The organism is Sedimenticola selenatireducens DSM 17993, from assembly GCF_000428045.1.
GTDB classification, from domain to species: domain Bacteria; phylum Pseudomonadota; class Gammaproteobacteria; order Chromatiales; family Chromatiaceae; genus Sedimenticola; species Sedimenticola selenatireducens.
The window spans coordinates 18,356-33,481 of record NZ_ATZE01000032.1 but is presented as its reverse complement, the minus strand read 5'-3'; the positions used below and the strand labels follow the sequence as shown (position 1 = coordinate 33,481).

The following is a 15,126-nucleotide window of genomic DNA, read 5'->3' as shown; positions in this document are numbered from 1 at the left end:
CATAATATGACCTTCTTCGATCAGACTCTCCTTTTGCTTTGCCAATCGATGAAATACTTCACCAAGCTCTTTGCGTATTTGGCCAAAAAGCACTTTCCTACGATATTTCGGGATGAACACGATATGGTACTTACACTCCCACCTCGTGTGACTTAAACTTTCTACTCGTCTCATGGTTTCTCCTTTGCGTGTTGCTTGGCGGCTCACGCTTTGGAGTTACTATGAGACTCCCGTTACTGTCAAACTGCTAATGCCTCCCCAGCAAAGCTGGGGGGTCTCTTATATTTGTCTAGAAGCAATATGCCAACGCCTTTGCACGTCACTTGTGGCGTATTTGCAGTATTTATCAAATATCCCGTTCCATGGGCAGTATCTCCATTTGTTGTCCTTTAACACAAATAGACCGGGTAACCCCCCGATGTCTGCACTTGATAATAAGAGACAGGAGACCTGTTACAGCATACCCGTCAATAATACTTTGTAATTCACGGCACATTAAAAGTGTGCATGTCATGCCAGACCCGAACGCCAAGATCCATCTTGGCGCTCGGGTTATTTATAATCAGCTTTGATACGAAACTATACCGGTGGGCGCCGCCCGATAACGAAAAATACCAGCGCGAGAACCAAACCGACAACAAACAGAATCCAGGCAATATTCACCGCGGTACCGGCAATACCTGAGAAACCCAGTAGTGCCGCAATGATGGCAATAATTAAAAATGTGACTGCCCAACTTAACATATTGATCTCCTTCGGCCCTGTGTATTGCTTGCACAGACTTCATGAGGATAAAGACCGGCATAGACCGCATCCGTAATTAATATTGATTACACTGACTCACAATCCCTTTTCAAAATCGGAGACTTCTTTTTCCGCCTCCTCCCTGGCTTTGCCATACAGCTCTTGTACCTTTCCAACAAGACGCTCTCGCTTACCTTCAATAACGTCAAGTTCGTCATCCGTCAGCTTGCCCCATTTTTCCTGGGCTTTGCCTTTGAATTGCTTCCAGTTACCTTCGACTTGATTCCAGTTCATTTTCAATCTCCTAAGGAGTGTGTTTGAGTAACCTTCAATTATTGGCACTGATATGGGAGTTACTGACGCTGTACCGGTGCCGGTTACTTGGCTCAAAATGAGCCGCCCTGGTTGCGTCATATATAAGTCGCTGCAACAGTCATACCAATAGACCAGGTCATTAATATTCAAGGGTATTTAATGATGTGTCATAAATCAGCCGCAATTTACAGGGTGTGTCCACCCGATAAATGGGGGTATTCGCCCAGTTGTCTACGACATCGTTCTTGCCGTTATGGACAATGATATCGTCACTGGTTTCTCAGGGCTGGTAACACCCGATCCATCCACAGAAAATGAAACCGCTGTTCGGCAGTATTGGTAATGCCCCAAACCACCCGACTGACACCACCGGGTGGAAATCTACTTAACACCGGATTTATGAAGCTATTGGTCTCAACAGATCCTGATAGGCGTGCCAGGAGGCATAACCCAGCACCGGGATAATCACTATCAGACCAAGAAACAGCGTCAGAAAGCCGATCAGGCAGAGGCCGGCAATCAGAAGTGCCCAGAAGGTCATGGCGGCAACATTTTCCCCTGATGCCTTCCAGCTTACGAAGATCGCATTGAAAGTATCAACGCTCTGATCGACCAGCATTGGAATTGAAATGACACAGATCCTGAATACCAGTGCGGCGAGTATCGCACCCAGTCCAATATAGACAAAGAGGAAGGGCAGGTTTGAGTAAAAGATCGATAGGGATTCAGTACTGCCTCCCAACGTAGGGAGCATTTGATGGAGCACACCTGCCAACATCAAATTGGAAAGCATTACCCAGTTGATGAAAACAAGCATCAGGATAATACCCATACCACTTATACTGCTCATGTTGTAATACAGGATTCGGCCCATTTTCTCGGCCTGGGAGGCATTTGACAACTGCCGCTGCTTGGCGTCTGCATAAAGGCCGACAACCATTATTGGCGCGATCAGTAAAAAACCGGCACACAATACCGGCACCAGGTACAACATGCCGATGGAATTCAAGCCAAAAGTCATCAGCAGACCAGTGATGGTCACTAACAGGCCATAGATCACCCCTAATACCGGACGTTCAACAAAATCCCGCCAGCCCGCGCGTAACCAATGTAGTGGGCGCGTCACCGATATCGAGTGAATGGTGTATTTTTGCCTGGGTGTTTCGGAAGTTGATAGTTGATAAGTAGTCATGAGTAAGCTCCCTTTCCGTTAACCTGACTGTAACTAGGCAAGTAATACGCCAATACAGATGTCAGCCACTTCGGCAAGGGAGAACTTGCCCGTAAACCGGAAGTGTTCTTCGCTTTTCAACCCACAATATCAATTCAATGCATACCGTAATGATTATGCCGGATACGGGTTAAATACACCCCGCGCGGCTTAATACACCCTGGACCACGGGGGATTTAACCCGTTTCATCTGAACAATGTTTCCTTCTGAAATCGCTCAGGCAAGCAGGGACATTGTTCAGATGAAGACAAGGAGTCGATCAGGTCATTCAGTAATTTTTCTTTTCTTCCGCTTCTTCGTTAATGGCCTCTCCGGCCGCTTCAATATCCTTACCCATACCCGCCGTTGTATTGCAACCTGTCAGGGCAAACAACGTTGCGCTCATTACAACAAGAATAAGAAAAGTGGCGCTTATCTTCGACAGTAATGTTTTCATCAGAATATTCCTCCTTAAACAGCCGTTATGTCACACAACAATTTTGTGATTTTTGTTGTGGTCCCATGGTAATAACAGCAACTCGCATGCCATATCCATGCTTTAATCGGCGTTGTCTGACTACAGTCGTTCGGTAAATCGTCTGCCTGCTCTTTTTGTATCAAGAGAAACCCTCTTTACTGACACAGTAGTTATGCCATGGTAGTTTAATTTCCATAGTCATCGACTTTGATCTTCCCCTGGAATACACGGTATTGAAAACCATTATAAAAAATCATAATGGGGATCAACAGTCCTATACCGGCAAGCATGAACAGCAGCGTATTATTTGATGCGGCAACATTTGCCATCATGACGGATGGAGGAATAAGAAACGGATAGAAGCTGGACACGAGTCCGATAAAGGCGAAGATAAATATACCGACACTCCAGAAAAATGGAGTGTGTTCATAACCCTTGTCTATTGCACGTAACAGCATAAGAAAGCTGCCTGCGGCTGCAATGGGCAATGGAGCAAGATAGAGTAATGTCGGCCATTCAAGCCAACGCTGCGCAATATAATCAAACCGCATCGGTGTCCATAGAGAAACAATAAGACTTATTGCCACTGTCAGCCATGCGGTGATTTTTGCGACGCGACGTGCGTGCTGTTGCAGCCGACCCTGGGTTTTCATAATCAGATAGGTGGCGCCTAGCAACATATAGCCAAACACCACACCGACAGCGGTCAGCACCGCAAACGGTGACCACCAGTGCCAAACAGTGCCATTAAAAGCCATTTCCTCAACGGGAATACCACCAATCAGCGCACCCAGTGCGACACCCTGCATGGATGCGGCCAACAGACTGCCACCACCAAAACAGTAATTCCAATACTGTTTGTGCCGGGCATGTGCACGAAACTCAAAAGCCACTCCGCGAAATATCAACCCAAATAACATCAGAATGATTGGAATGTAGAGTCCATGTAAGACGATTCCATACACCGCCGGAAATGCACCAAAAAGAGCCCCTGCAAAAACCACTAACCAAGTCTCATTGGCATCCCATACACTGCCCAGGCTGGCCATCATCATGTCACGGCGCTGCTCACTCCTGGCAAACAGTGAAATAATACCGATCCCCAGGTCAAAACCATCCAACACCACGTACAGCACCAGGAACAAACCCAGGATACAAAACCAGATATCACCAAGAGACCAGCTCGATAATTCCATCACCCGGCCTCGCATTGGTCAGAATGTTGTGACGTGGGTTGCAGCGCCATATCTGGCCCAGCCTCCAGGATACGTCGCGCAAATACTATAAAGGTCGCCAGCAAGATTGTATAAATTACAACATACCCGACCAGACTGGCGGCAATCGTTGCCGCCGGTAATGGAGAAGCGGAGTCCACAGTCCGCAACAGGCCATAAATGGCCCACGGCTGTCTGCCGACCTCACGCACAATCCATCCACATTCAACGGCAATATATCCAAGCGGAATGGCCGCCACCCACAAACGCAGCAAGCCTTTCCGGGAGCCTATATGGTGGGAAGACAGATTACCCCGGTACCACAACCAGAGCGACCAGCCGGCAAGGAAAAAAAGGTAAAAACCGATAACCACCATAATTCGGAAGCTGTAGTACAGCAATGGCAACGCCGGTGGCTGATCCATACGTGGAAAGTCACGCAGTCCCTTTACCTCACCATACCGCTCCTGCGTGACCAACAGGCTCAGGGCATTGGGTATCTCGATACTCCATTTGTTGGCCTGTGCCTCCTGATCCGGCCAGGCCAATAGCGACCATGCAGCTCCAGTATCTGGTGGATTGGTTTGCCAGTGTGCCTCAACAGCGGCCGCCTTGATCGGCTGCTGTTCGAACAGTGCGATACTGCTGCTGTGTCCCAGCAGTATCTGCAGGGGAGTGACAATCAAAACTCCGAGCAATACCAGGCGAAAGCTCTTGAGGAAAAAAGCGCCCTCTCTCCGCCGCAGAATATACCAGGCTGAGATACCACCAATCACAAAGAGTGTCGTCTCGAGACAGGCCAGCCACATATGAGAAACCGCGATTGGCATATTTGGATTGAATATCGCCTGGGAAAAAGATTCGATTACAAAACTGCCGTCGACCATATGGCCACCCGCCGGGGTCTGCATCCAGGCGTTCGCGGACATAATCCAAAATGCAGAGAGTGACGCCCCCACTGCGACCATTGCAGTCGAAAATAGATGGATGGCGGGCGAAACCCGATTCCACCCAAAGGCCATAATCCCAAGAAACCCGGCTTCCAGCATAAACGCCATGGTCGCCTCGAAGCCGAGTACACTACCAAAGAATCCACCGGCGGCCTTTGCGAAAGGCGCCCAGTTGGTACCGAACTCGAATTGCAACGGCAGTCCGGTGACTACGCCGATTACGAAATTGAGCAAAAACAGCCGTATCCAAAAGCGCAGATGGCGGTAATAATCCACATCACCTGTTTTTAACCACAATATCTCAAGCAACAGCAGGAACAGGGAAAGACCAATACTCAATACCGGCCAGATGATATGAAACAGCGCAGTGAATGCAAACTGCAAACGGGCCAGTAACAGTGAGTCGGTCAACAGTTCCATAAGCTTAACAATCTCCGCCTACTGGTACGACAGTGTTAATGATTGGCGTCGAGCCTATTTTTCAGGTAAACCGCATGTATGAATTGCCGGCAGACGCGGAGTAATGCTGCAGCTTGCAAGCAGTCCGATTCCACATATCGACATTACATTGCAGCTTTAGCAACACAACAACCGACCGATAATGCACATGGCCACTTACCTGCCGGCAATAACTGAAATAGGTCGCAGTGACTCCACCTGGTCGCCAATCAGCTTGAGCGTAATTAACATGGGAACTGCCATCAAGGCTCCCAGAACGCCCCATAACCAGAACAGGAAAACCACGCTCAGAAAGACCACCAGTGGATTAAGTGCCAGCCGTTTGCCCAGTATTAAGGGGGTTACAATCTGGCCTTCAATAATCGTCAAGCCGATAAATGAAGCCACTACCAGCACGGGAACAGCAAAACCGTCAAAGGTAAGTAACGCGGTCGCACCCAGCAGGATAGCCGTTGTCATGCCACCCAGGTAAGGAATGAAATTAAACAGCGCAGCGGCGGCTCCCCACAACAGGGGATTGGGCATTCCAAATGCAAACAGCACCGCGGCGACTATGATGCCGAGGCAGAAATTAATTAGCGCAATGGTGGCCAGGTATTTGGAGACTTCGCCCTCCAGAATCGCCGACAACGCCAAAAACTGATGCCTTGCTCCATGTTCATGAAGCAATCGGGCAATTCGAAACAGCACTATTCGCCCCCAGGAGAGCAGGAAATAGAGCAAGAAAGTGACCATTACCGTACCCGTAACCAGACCCTGGGTATTGGCATATAGCACCTCACGAAAACTTAGCTCACTGACCTGTACCGTTGGTTTTGGATTCACCGATGCGATACGGTCTACTTGCTCGGCAGTCTCACTCACCACCTCGACTGTTTTCTTGATCGGGTAGATTTTTAATTCGAGTTGTCGCAGAACGCGTGGGGCATTTTCGACCCAATTACTCACCGGCGCAACAGAACCTGACACCCCATAACTGAATCCCGCCACCATGACCAGCACGATAACACCCGCACCCGCTGGTCTGGGTACATGTAACTGTTCCAACCACCTGACTACGGGCGCCAGGACCAGGCTGAGAAGAAATGAGAGTGCCACAGGAATCAGGAACTTCTGCGCTACAGACAAGGTATAGACAACCGCCAGCGACATCAGACCAACCAGCAGTTTGGCCTCAATACTGAGTCCGGAGAGAGTGCTTGTGTGGTCGCTGCCGGTGGATGCAGTAGTCATTGAACGGCTGACCGGGGTATCAACGACTTCGTTTCGATCGTCATACCGAACATCAACTTCTGAATGTTTATCCGTATAAGTCAATGTCGGCCTCGCTCTTATGTTCCGTCTTTCAACTGTGAATGAATAATTTGCAACAGTGGTAAAAGGAAGCTGATTGATGGTAACCGATAGCCCCTGCCGGACCTGGGTGCGGGACGAGAATTCAGAAACCAGCCAACTCCCATTCCCAGGATAAACCCCGTAGTCAATCCCGCCGGAGAAGCCGCCAAAGCACGCACCGATCGATTTAAACCTACCCGCGCCTGCACTGCGCTTAACTTTGCCCTGTTCGCCTTTTCTCGCTGGGCACGGATTTGCGATTCACTTGGAAACATCAGACTCATCCAATCCCAATACATGCCGGGTGCCGGCAAAACCAATGCGCACAACAGCTCGATGCATCAGCCATACAGCAAGGCCCAGAATCATGCCATTGGCTGCAGCTAAAGTAACCAGCGAGGCTATCAAACTCCACCCTGATGCAAGCAACCATAAAACTGAAGCGGCCAAAAACAATCCCCACATACTGAATACAGCAAGCACAGCCATCACAGCCATGGCCAGAACAACCCCCAGCATCAATCCTGAATACCTGGTTTCAAGCGTAATGAGTTCCAGTAGTTCCGTAATCTGTCGACGGCTACTCTCTAATACATCAGCCAATGCATCACGCAGCGACCCGGATTTTGGTTTTGTAGCACTGTCTGCCGCTTGCACCGAAGTACTCTCAGGTTGTTGCATCAGTCACTCAACGGCGACTTGCCAGTGAGCCGATAAGGATACCCAACGCCACCGAACCACCAACCAGCGCCCAGGGATTGTCATGCGCTATCCTGCTGATACCGCCTTTCAAATTCCGTGCCTTATCTTGCACTTCCGCACCGCGTTCATGCAGCTTTCGCTCAAACTCGTCGCCCCGATCGGCGGCTTGATCAATACGTTCATGCAACTCTTCGGCAACCCGACGGGATATCGTCTCCTTGTCACTTTGGTGGTTTTGTTTTTCTGCTGAATTGGACTTGCTCATAACATACTCCTTCGGTGACTGTTAGGAATCTTTATACCGGCACCGCCATCCCTGGCCCTGTGATCAATCCTGTGATTTCCCGTTATTCCACTAACTGCCTTTAAGCTCATCTGTTACGGACTTCACGCCCTTAACATTGCTGGCGATTGCGATGGCTTGCTTGCGTTCGAAATCACTATCCACATGACCGCGCAGGCTGACTACACCGTCTTTCGTATCCACATTGATATCGGTGCCATCTACCGTACGGTTATACAGCAGTGCCGATTTTACTTTGGTCGTTATCCAGCCGTCGGTAATCTTTTGAGCGGCCTCTTCGGTTTTACGTTCGGCCGCAACATCCAACGGTACTTTCTGTTTGTCAATCTGCAGCTGGTTTTTCACCTCTCGGACATCATTGGTATTGCGTGCAATCTGCTCGGCCAGTTGTGATTCAGCATCCGATTTCACATAACCGGATAACATGACGACACCATCGTGAGTTTCAACGGTGATATCCAGTCTGTCTGTGTTGCTGTTCCATAACAGCTGGGACTTTACTTTGGCTGTCACGTTGGCATCCTCAACCTTGCGCATAAAGCTACGCTCTGTATCTTTATTGTCTTTTTTGACCGTGCCGTCTGAGTCAACCGGGTTGGGATTGACCTTCAGCTGATTATCCACTTCACGGATGTTTTCAACGCCCAGAGCCAGCTCTTCAGCGAGATCACGCTCAACCATATCATCGACAGTACCGCGCAACGTCGCCACTCCATTGTTTACCTCAATGTCGATATCAAAAGGGTTAAGATGACGATTGAGGGTATAGGTTGTGGCGAGTGATGCTTTGGCCCATAGGTCAGAAGAGCTGTCTTTGCTTGTGTCAGCCAGTAACGGCGTACTGGCGGTGGCTAATGCGATAGCACAAGCGGTTACAATCGCTTTTATTGGATAACGCTTCATAATATATGTCTCCATAATCTAATTGTTCAGTTTGTCATCCCTGGCGGAACCGACGCATTATTACTGTGTCCGCTCAGCCGACTACGTATTGCATACCTTTCCAGTAGATTAACCACTGGATGGATGCCGGTACGTCTGGTTGGACTTGGGATGTATCAAGCAGAATAAGTGCCAACACTTATTTATCTAATAAATCAATATGTTATATATTTATCAACAACCGGTGATATCACCCATCGGGTGATACCGCCCAATTACCGGAGAGACAAATCACCCAAAATAATGAGCATTGAAAAGAGTAACGAGAGACATTGTAAACCGGCCGCGAATGGCCTCTGTGGATGGTTATTGCTGAAGAGTGACGATGTCGTGTTAAGCGCCGTCCGGGAGTTGGATATCATATTTATTGATACGATAGCGAAGCGTGTCGCGAGTAGTATTGAGCATTCTGGCTGTCGCGGTAACATTGTGCTGATTCTGCTCTAATGCGGCACAGATAATAAACCTGTCCATTTCATCCAGCCCCATGGAACCATCAAGTGGCACATGTATAAATTGATGATCCGGTGTTACCGCATCGGGGCCGGAGAGTGACCCCCCGGGGACGGTGACGCTCTCCTCAGGGGCATAAATTTCTGGTTGCAAATGCAGCCACTGAACAGGCAGTTCATTGGTGTCTGAAAACAGCACGCAACGCTCTATGACATTACGCAGTTCCCGCACATTACCCGGCCAACTATGCGCCTTCAACTTCTCCCAGACCCTTTCGCCGATCACAGAAACACTCTTACCCGACTTTGCATTAAACTCAGCGATAAATAACGGCACCAGCTGTTCCAGATCAATCACCCGCTCACGTAGCGGTGGAACCCGCAACTGGTAGACACTTAACCGGTGATAAAGATCTTTACGAAATAACCCTTCTTCAATGCAAGTAAGCAAATCACGGTTGGTCGCCGCTATCACTTGCACATCTACCTGAATCTCCCGGTCACCGCCTACCCGGCGGAACTTTTTTTCTTCCAGAGCCTTAAGCAGCTTGGACTGCAAGTCAACAGGCATTTCTGCAATCTCATCGAGGAACAATGTACCGCCATCCGCCTGTTCAAAAAGACCTCTTCGCCGTCCTTTGGCTCCGGTAAAGGAGCCGGCTTCATGGCCGAACAGTTCAGATTCCAGAAGGTCTTTCGGCAGTGCCGAACAGTTGACTTCAACCATTGGTGCGTCTTGACGTTGTCCGCTGTAATGCAGAATCTTGGTCACAACGCCTTTGCCCGTGCCAGTCTCTCCGCTGACGATCAAGGCCGAGATGGGTGTATCAATCAGTTTTCGCAAAATCGCCCGTATCTGCTCGGCGGCACTGCTTCGGCCGATAAAACTTTCCACGGTAAAATGACGACTGCCGGTTTCCAACTGATCATACAGGCGTCGTTGGGCAATGGCGCTGCGCATTGCGCCGCTGATCACCAAATCCAGCCGCTCGAAGTCCACCGGCTTTTCCAGAAAATCATAAGCACCCAACCGTAGCGCGCGTACCGAATCAGCAACGCTGCCGTAGCCGGTGAGAAATATCCACTCGCCAACAATTTTGTTCTGCTTTACCTCTTCCAATAAATCAAGTGAATTTCCATCAGGAAGATTCATGTCTGCGAGTACGACAGGGGGGAGTAACCCCTTATCAAACAACTTGCTTCTTGCCAGCCCCAGTTGTTCAGCTAATTCCACACGCCAGCCTACCCGTTCAAAGTGGCGCTTAAGCTCGGCACCCAACAGGGGTTCATCTTCAATAATCAGTATCGTTTTAGCCATTCTTATTACAGGGCATTGTCAGAGTCACACAAGCGCCGCCCTCCTCCTGGTTACTCAGATGGACTTCCCCACCGAAATCGCTAATAGTTCGACGCACCATCACCAAGCCTAGCCCAGTGCCATCAGAACGCCCAGTGTGAAAAGGCTGTATTCCTGTATTTAGCATCGATGCGGAGAACCCGGGACCGCTGTCCATTACCTTGACTTCAAGCAAATCACCCTTTTCAACAACCCGCACAGTTATTTTTCCGGGTGTTTCATTCAGTGCCTGACCGGCATTCAAAATCAGATTTAGCAGCGCCTGACGAAACCGATTGCGCGGCAACTGACATGTCAGTTGTTTATCTACCTCATGAACTAGCGTAATCTCTCTTGAAAGTTGGAATTTAACCAGCGAAATGAGGCTCTTCAAATCCTCATGAATATTTACACTTGTCGGTAACTCCGGTCGTTGTCTTGTCTGGTCCAACAGATGATTCAGTTGCTGGTTAACACGCCTTACCTCGCTCGCAACCAGGTCGATACGCTCAGCCAAATCCTCATCCGGCATGTCACCGCGTATATTATCCAGGGCCATCTGTACACCTGTCAGTGGATTACGCAGTTCATGGGCAATACCCGCAGCCATTTCGCCCACTGCTCCGAGCCGTTCGGCCTGTGACAGCCGATACTGCTGCTGTAACAGCAGATAACTTGTGTTTCGCACCTCGGTGGCCAGGGTGTCCTCCCGTTGTTGTTGTGCAGACTCCAATATCTTTAACCGCTTCGCCATATGGTTATATTTTTCTATTATTCCAGACAGCATCGGATCTGCATCTTCGACTTCCAATTCGGAGTAATCACGCCTTGTCAGCAACATCATCTGATCAGTGAGTTTACTTAACGGCAAAACTATGCGCTGACGTACCATTGCCCATAGCATGACTGAAATAATCAGAAACCCGAATGCAAGGCCGATCGCAAAGCGTTGTTTCCGCTCGGCATTCATATAAAAAGAGGAGATCAATGACTGATGCGCATTAAGCTCCTGGTTGAGGGCGCTTCGCATCGCGGACATGGATTTTCTTAGCGCAACCTGATCCCTGCCATCAAAAGCTTCCAGTTGCGTCAGGGCATAGTTGAGTGCATCTGAGGTCGGTTTTGCCAGACTGGTTCGAAATATGATCAGGTCGCGAAGTTGCTCTGTTTGCCGCGCAGTCTCATCAGGGTCCAAAAATCCACTTTCCGAGTCAAGGAGATTAACCAACTTTGTGCGTATATCAAAATCGGCAACTTCAAGCATTCTCAGATAGTCCATATGCTGCTGTATTGGCTTTATACGCGCTGCATAGTCCCATGCGCTATAGATCAGAAGTCCCTGGCTGACAAAGAGCAGAAGCAGTGCAACTCCCGACAGCAGCCAGACGGAGCGCATCAATAAATACTGGACACTACGCATTTAAACGCCCGTACTCCTTTTGCGATTGGTTCATAGTGATCACACGACATGATTAATACACACCACACAACAGAGATTCCCTCGCTGCGAAGCAGTAGTGTAGGAACAAACCTAGCCCGACCAAAGAAGGCAGCCCATAGCTAATATATGCTGCTATCCAAGTAATAACAGCAAAAACAGGGCCATAAAACAATATGCGCTCAAATGCCAAATTTTCTGTTCGCAGAGGAATATGACCAAGTGTAACGGGTTCTATGCCCCGCTATTCCGGGGTGATATGACCCGCTGCTGAGCGATGGATGGATAGTTGAAACTGTATTGTTTTATCAGCGGTTTAGCCTGGCTTGTCGATTGGCGCTATTTATAGGGATGCTCCACCCGTGACTGCCGACGAGGCGTCTAACCAAAGCCTGATTATTCAGTCCGTTCTTCCTCTGGCTTCAATGAACTGGGCCGGCTAAGCAGATAGGTTGCAACCGCCATCATGATCATGGCAACCACGAAGTTAATACCTGCTGGCAGACGGCTGAAACCGATCACATAGACAAAACTTGTTCCCATGGCCAGTACGATAAACAGTTTCGCATGCATCGGGATGATCCGGTGCTGATGCCAGCGCTGCAGCGCAGGACCAAAAATCCTGTGCTGGTAGAGCCAGTGGTGTAGCCGGGCCGAACTTCTGGAGAAGGCCCAGAGCGCCAGCAACAGGAAGGGCGTAGTAGGCAGTACCGGCAATACCACTCCCAGCATACCCAGACCAAAAAACAGCCAGCCCAGTGCAAGATAAACCACACGGGCGGCTCCGGTCTGCTGTTGTGGACGCTGTACAGGCATAGAGGACATTGCTACTTGTATCGATACAGTCGCCTATTGAAGCAAATGCACGGGCCGCTGTCGACACAATAGCCAGGATACGGCTTCTTGCCTGCCATGACCGTCGATTCCACGCCGCTGTTATCTGCCGGCAGCCCCGACACGTATCCGATAAACACTACCCTCAATTTTGTTCTATGGTATTGATCAGGCAATTTGCACCGGGTGAAAAGGTCCAATTTAGCCAACATGCGTTTGGCCACACAAGCATGGAAACCAGCCACGCAAAAGAGAACAAGGAGACCGCCATGACTCTTATTCTGACATCCAGCGCTTTTGAGAATGGCAGCGAGATCCCAACTATCTACACCTGCACGGGGGAGGACCGCTCTCCACCGCTCTCCTGGGACAACGTCCCCGACAGCGCCCGCAGTCTGGTATTGATTGTTGACGACCCGGATGCGCCCGATCCCGCTGCACCGAAGATGACCTGGGTGCACTGGCTGCTCTATAACCTGCCGCCCACCACAGCCGGTCTGCCCGAGCGGGTCACCAGGGCCCAGCTGCCGGCCGGTACCCGTGAGGGTCTCAACGACTGGCATCGCACCGGTTACGGCGGTCCCTGCCCGCCGATTGGCCGGCACCGATACTTCTTCAAACTCTATGCGTTGGAAAGCATGCTCGATGACTTGAAACAGCCGACCAAAAATCAACTGGAGGCGGCGATGCAAGGCCATATCATCACCCAGGCGGAGCTGATCGGGACGTATCAGAAGCAGGCGTGACCTGTGTCCCTGTCACGCCGCAGCGACATGCAGCAGATGCTGGCCGACATCAACAGTGAAGTGGGCTATACCCGCCACCTGATCGGCAAGGCGTCACTGGACCAGCGGCTCATGGACGCCATGGCCCAGGTGCCACGCGATGAGTTTGTTCCGGATGAAATGAAAAAATTGGCCTTTGACAACGGTCCGCTTCCGATCGGTCATGGCCAAACCATATCCCAGCCCTATATCGTGGCACTGATGACCGATCTGCTGGTACCGGAACCCGATCAGTCTGTGCTTGAAGTCGGCACCGGCTCGGGTTACCAGACAGCGGTGTTGTCACTGCTGTACCACAAGGTGTACAGCATGGAGCTGATTCCGGAACTCAGCAAATCCGCCAGCCAGCGGCTGGCACGGCTGGGTTATACCAATATCCAGCCATGCTGCGGCAACGGCTATCAGGGCTGGCCGGAACATGCGCCCTACCACGGCATACTGGTCACTGCGGCGGCTCCGTACATACCCGAGGCCCTGAGGGAACAACTGGCGCCCGGCGGACGGCTGGTCATCCCGGTTGGCTCTTTCCGTATGTCCCAGCAACTGCTGCTGGTAACCAAGGATGCGCAGGGTCATACCCACACCCGCGACATCCTTAGCGTCGCGTTCGTGCCGCTGGTGGACCAGTCACCGGCAGCGTTTGACGAGTAACAGACGGATGGCGACACCAGCACTCCGGCTCCACTTGCGCTTCTACGAAGAGCTGAACGATTTTCTGCCCGCCAAGAGGCAAAAGATTGAATTTGTCCATCACCACAAGAAAACCGGCTCGATCAAGGATCTGGTCGAATCACTGGGCGTCCCGCATACCGAGATAGACCTCATTCTCGTGAACGGCCAGCCGGTGGATTTTCACTACCAGGTGCAGGACGGTGATCGAATCAGCGTCTACCCGGTGTTTGAGGCCCTGGACATCACCCCGCTCACCCATCTGCGCCCCCGCCCCTTGCGTACCACCCGTTTTGTACTGGACGCCCACCTGGGCCGTCTGGCCGCCTACCTGCGCATGCTCGGTTTCGACGCCCTGTATCGCAACGACTATGACGATCCCACCCTGGCCGATATCTCAGTAGCACAGCATCGCATCCTGCTCACCTGTGATCGCAAGCTGCTGATGCGCAGACAGATCACCCACGGCTACTTCGTGCGCTCCCGCCAGCCCCGCCGGCAACTGCGGGAGGTCATCGACCGCCTCGACCTGCACAACCAGTTTCTGCCCTTCACCCGCTGTCTGCACTGCAACGGCATGATCCGGCCGGTGGCAAAGGCGTTGATCCAGGATCAGCTGTTGCCCCACACCCGCGCCCATCAGGAGCTGTTCGGGCAATGCGAACAGTGTCACAAAATTTACTGGAGAGGGACCCACTATCAGCAGATGCGCCAACTGATTGATGATGTCATACCGCAGGGATTGTCGATGCGGTGAGTGCCGGGTGCTTCGAATAGGGCCACGGGTAATGGGAAGTTTGTATATGCCTCTAGCGTCGCAATGCTCCCACTAACCCCCCGATTTTATGACAATCAGAACCTGAAATGGCCATTCCGCCCCGTCAGTCGCATACCCTGTTCCACCCCGTCATGGCACTCCCGCCCCACCTCGAGTGTCTAAGCCTGTTGATAAAGGGGA

17 protein-coding genes are annotated in these 15,126 nt (G+C 50.8%); 3 read left to right on the top strand and 14 right to left on the bottom strand.

Annotated elements, in window-relative coordinates; genetic code table 11:
• The 14 genes from tnpA to A3GO_RS0118030 form a co-directional block, all read right to left on the bottom strand.
• The coding region (gene tnpA, locus A3GO_RS25885; RefSeq protein WP_037375934.1) for an IS200/IS605 family transposase at positions 1-174 on the bottom strand (174 nt) is incomplete at its 3' end.
• Between the two features lie 405 nt (positions 175-579).
• Complete coding sequence (locus A3GO_RS25880) at positions 580-744, bottom strand: DUF1328 domain-containing protein (protein WP_029134600.1); 165 nt, start codon at positions 742-744, stop codon at positions 580-582.
• A gap of 96 nt (positions 745-840) precedes the next feature.
• Entirely contained in the window at positions 841-1,038 is a 198-nt protein-coding gene (locus A3GO_RS0118085) for a CsbD family protein (protein WP_029134599.1), read from the bottom strand.
• Between the two features lie 418 nt (positions 1,039-1,456).
• Complete coding sequence (locus tag A3GO_RS0118080) at positions 1,457-2,251, bottom strand: DUF2189 domain-containing protein (RefSeq protein WP_084610231.1); 795 nt, start codon at positions 2,249-2,251, stop codon at positions 1,457-1,459.
• 308 nt (positions 2,252-2,559) lie between these two features.
• On the bottom strand, positions 2,560-2,727 hold the full coding sequence (locus tag A3GO_RS25875; RefSeq protein WP_084610229.1) for an entericidin A/B family lipoprotein: 168 nt from the start codon (positions 2,725-2,727) through the stop codon (positions 2,560-2,562).
• A gap of 206 nt (positions 2,728-2,933) precedes the next feature.
• The gene (gene cydB, locus A3GO_RS0118070; protein WP_029134597.1) at positions 2,934-3,944 is read right to left on the bottom strand and encodes a cytochrome d ubiquinol oxidase subunit II; all 1,011 of its coding nucleotides are present in this window, start codon (positions 3,942-3,944) and stop codon (positions 2,934-2,936) included.
• Complete coding sequence (locus A3GO_RS0118065) at positions 3,944-5,332, bottom strand: cytochrome ubiquinol oxidase subunit I (RefSeq protein ID WP_037375920.1); 1,389 nt, start codon at positions 5,330-5,332, stop codon at positions 3,944-3,946. The genes cydB and A3GO_RS0118065 overlap by 1 nt, the downstream gene beginning before the upstream one ends.
• Positions 5,333-5,527: 195 nt before the next feature.
• Complete coding sequence (locus A3GO_RS0118060; protein ID WP_029134595.1) at positions 5,528-6,604, bottom strand: AI-2E family transporter; 1,077 nt, start codon at positions 6,602-6,604, stop codon at positions 5,528-5,530.
• Positions 6,605-6,967: 363 nt separating this feature from the next.
• Positions 6,968-7,387, bottom strand: coding sequence for a hypothetical protein (locus A3GO_RS26260; RefSeq protein ID WP_157606869.1), 420 nt, complete (start codon positions 7,385-7,387; stop codon positions 6,968-6,970).
• Positions 7,388-7,394: 7 nt separating this feature from the next.
• Positions 7,395-7,673, bottom strand: coding sequence for a glycine zipper domain-containing protein (locus A3GO_RS24465; RefSeq protein WP_037375918.1), 279 nt, complete (start codon positions 7,671-7,673; stop codon positions 7,395-7,397).
• Positions 7,674-7,763: 90 nt separating this feature from the next.
• Positions 7,764-8,615 (bottom strand): BON domain-containing protein, encoded by an 852-nt coding sequence (locus A3GO_RS0118045; protein ID WP_037375916.1) that lies wholly within the window; start codon positions 8,613-8,615, stop codon positions 7,764-7,766.
• A 372-nt stretch (positions 8,616-8,987) separates the two neighbouring features.
• Complete coding sequence (locus tag A3GO_RS0118040) at positions 8,988-10,424, bottom strand: sigma-54-dependent transcriptional regulator (protein WP_029134592.1); 1,437 nt, start codon at positions 10,422-10,424, stop codon at positions 8,988-8,990.
• Entirely contained in the window at positions 10,417-11,862 is a 1,446-nt protein-coding gene (locus tag A3GO_RS24460) for a sensor histidine kinase (protein WP_051302599.1), read from the bottom strand. Before A3GO_RS24460 ends, A3GO_RS0118040 begins: the two co-directional genes overlap by 8 nt.
• Positions 11,863-12,276: 414 nt before the next feature.
• On the bottom strand, positions 12,277-12,696 hold the full coding sequence (locus A3GO_RS0118030; protein WP_051302597.1) for a YbaN family protein: 420 nt from the start codon (positions 12,694-12,696) through the stop codon (positions 12,277-12,279).
• A gap of 287 nt (positions 12,697-12,983) precedes the next feature.
• On the opposite strand from A3GO_RS0118030, the gene A3GO_RS0118025 reads away from it, so the two are divergent.
• From A3GO_RS0118025 to A3GO_RS0118015, 3 genes are read left to right on the top strand one after another with little or no spacing between them, the layout of a single operon-like run.
• Positions 12,984-13,460 (top strand): YbhB/YbcL family Raf kinase inhibitor-like protein, encoded by a 477-nt coding sequence (locus A3GO_RS0118025; RefSeq protein WP_029134590.1) that lies wholly within the window; start codon positions 12,984-12,986, stop codon positions 13,458-13,460.
• 27 nt (positions 13,461-13,487) lie between these two features.
• Complete coding sequence (locus tag A3GO_RS0118020) at positions 13,488-14,150, top strand: protein-L-isoaspartate(D-aspartate) O-methyltransferase (RefSeq protein ID WP_211245104.1); 663 nt, start codon at positions 13,488-13,490, stop codon at positions 14,148-14,150.
• A gap of 7 nt (positions 14,151-14,157) precedes the next feature.
• A complete protein-coding gene (locus tag A3GO_RS0118015) occupies positions 14,158-14,925 on the top strand; it encodes a Mut7-C RNAse domain-containing protein (protein WP_037375913.1) in 768 nt (255 codons plus the stop codon).
• Positions 14,926-15,126 lie beyond the last annotated feature (201 nt).

Excerpts from the sequence above, each read along its gene's own strand:
- A3GO_RS25880 (WP_029134600.1), bottom strand. The coding sequence starts at position 744 with ATGTTAAGTTGGGCAGTCACATTTTTAATTATTGCCATCATTGCGGCA.
- A3GO_RS0118085 (WP_029134599.1), bottom strand. The coding sequence starts at position 1,038 with ATGAACTGGAATCAAGTCGAAGGTAACTGGAAGCAATTCAAAGGCAAA.
- A3GO_RS0118080 (WP_084610231.1), bottom strand. The coding sequence starts at position 2,251 with ATGACTACTTATCAACTATCAACTTCCGAAACACCCAGGCAAAAATAC.
- A3GO_RS25875 (WP_084610229.1), bottom strand. The coding sequence starts at position 2,727 with ATGAAAACATTACTGTCGAAGATAAGCGCCACTTTTCTTATTCTTGTT.
- cydB (WP_029134597.1), bottom strand. The coding sequence starts at position 3,944 with ATGGAATTATCGAGCTGGTCTCTTGGTGATATCTGGTTTTGTATCCTG.
- A3GO_RS0118065 (WP_037375920.1), bottom strand. The coding sequence starts at position 5,332 with ATGGAACTGTTGACCGACTCACTGTTACTGGCCCGTTTGCAGTTTGCA.
- A3GO_RS0118060 (WP_029134595.1), bottom strand. The coding sequence starts at position 6,604 with ATGACTACTGCATCCACCGGCAGCGACCACACAAGCACTCTCTCCGGA.
- A3GO_RS26260 (WP_157606869.1), bottom strand. The coding sequence starts at position 7,387 with ATGCAACAACCTGAGAGTACTTCGGTGCAAGCGGCAGACAGTGCTACA.
- A3GO_RS24465 (WP_037375918.1), bottom strand. The coding sequence starts at position 7,673 with ATGAGCAAGTCCAATTCAGCAGAAAAACAAAACCACCAAAGTGACAAG.
- A3GO_RS0118045 (WP_037375916.1), bottom strand. The coding sequence starts at position 8,615 with ATGAAGCGTTATCCAATAAAAGCGATTGTAACCGCTTGTGCTATCGCA.
- A3GO_RS0118040 (WP_029134592.1), bottom strand. The coding sequence starts at position 10,424 with ATGGCTAAAACGATACTGATTATTGAAGATGAACCCCTGTTGGGTGCC.
- A3GO_RS24460 (WP_051302599.1), bottom strand. The coding sequence starts at position 11,862 with ATGCGTAGTGTCCAGTATTTATTGATGCGCTCCGTCTGGCTGCTGTCG.
- A3GO_RS0118030 (WP_051302597.1), bottom strand. The coding sequence starts at position 12,696 with ATGCCTGTACAGCGTCCACAACAGCAGACCGGAGCCGCCCGTGTGGTT.
- A3GO_RS0118025 (WP_029134590.1), top strand. The coding sequence starts at position 12,984 with ATGACTCTTATTCTGACATCCAGCGCTTTTGAGAATGGCAGCGAGATC.
- A3GO_RS0118020 (WP_211245104.1), top strand. The coding sequence starts at position 13,488 with ATGCAGCAGATGCTGGCCGACATCAACAGTGAAGTGGGCTATACCCGC.
- A3GO_RS0118015 (WP_037375913.1), top strand. The coding sequence starts at position 14,158 with ATGGCGACACCAGCACTCCGGCTCCACTTGCGCTTCTACGAAGAGCTG.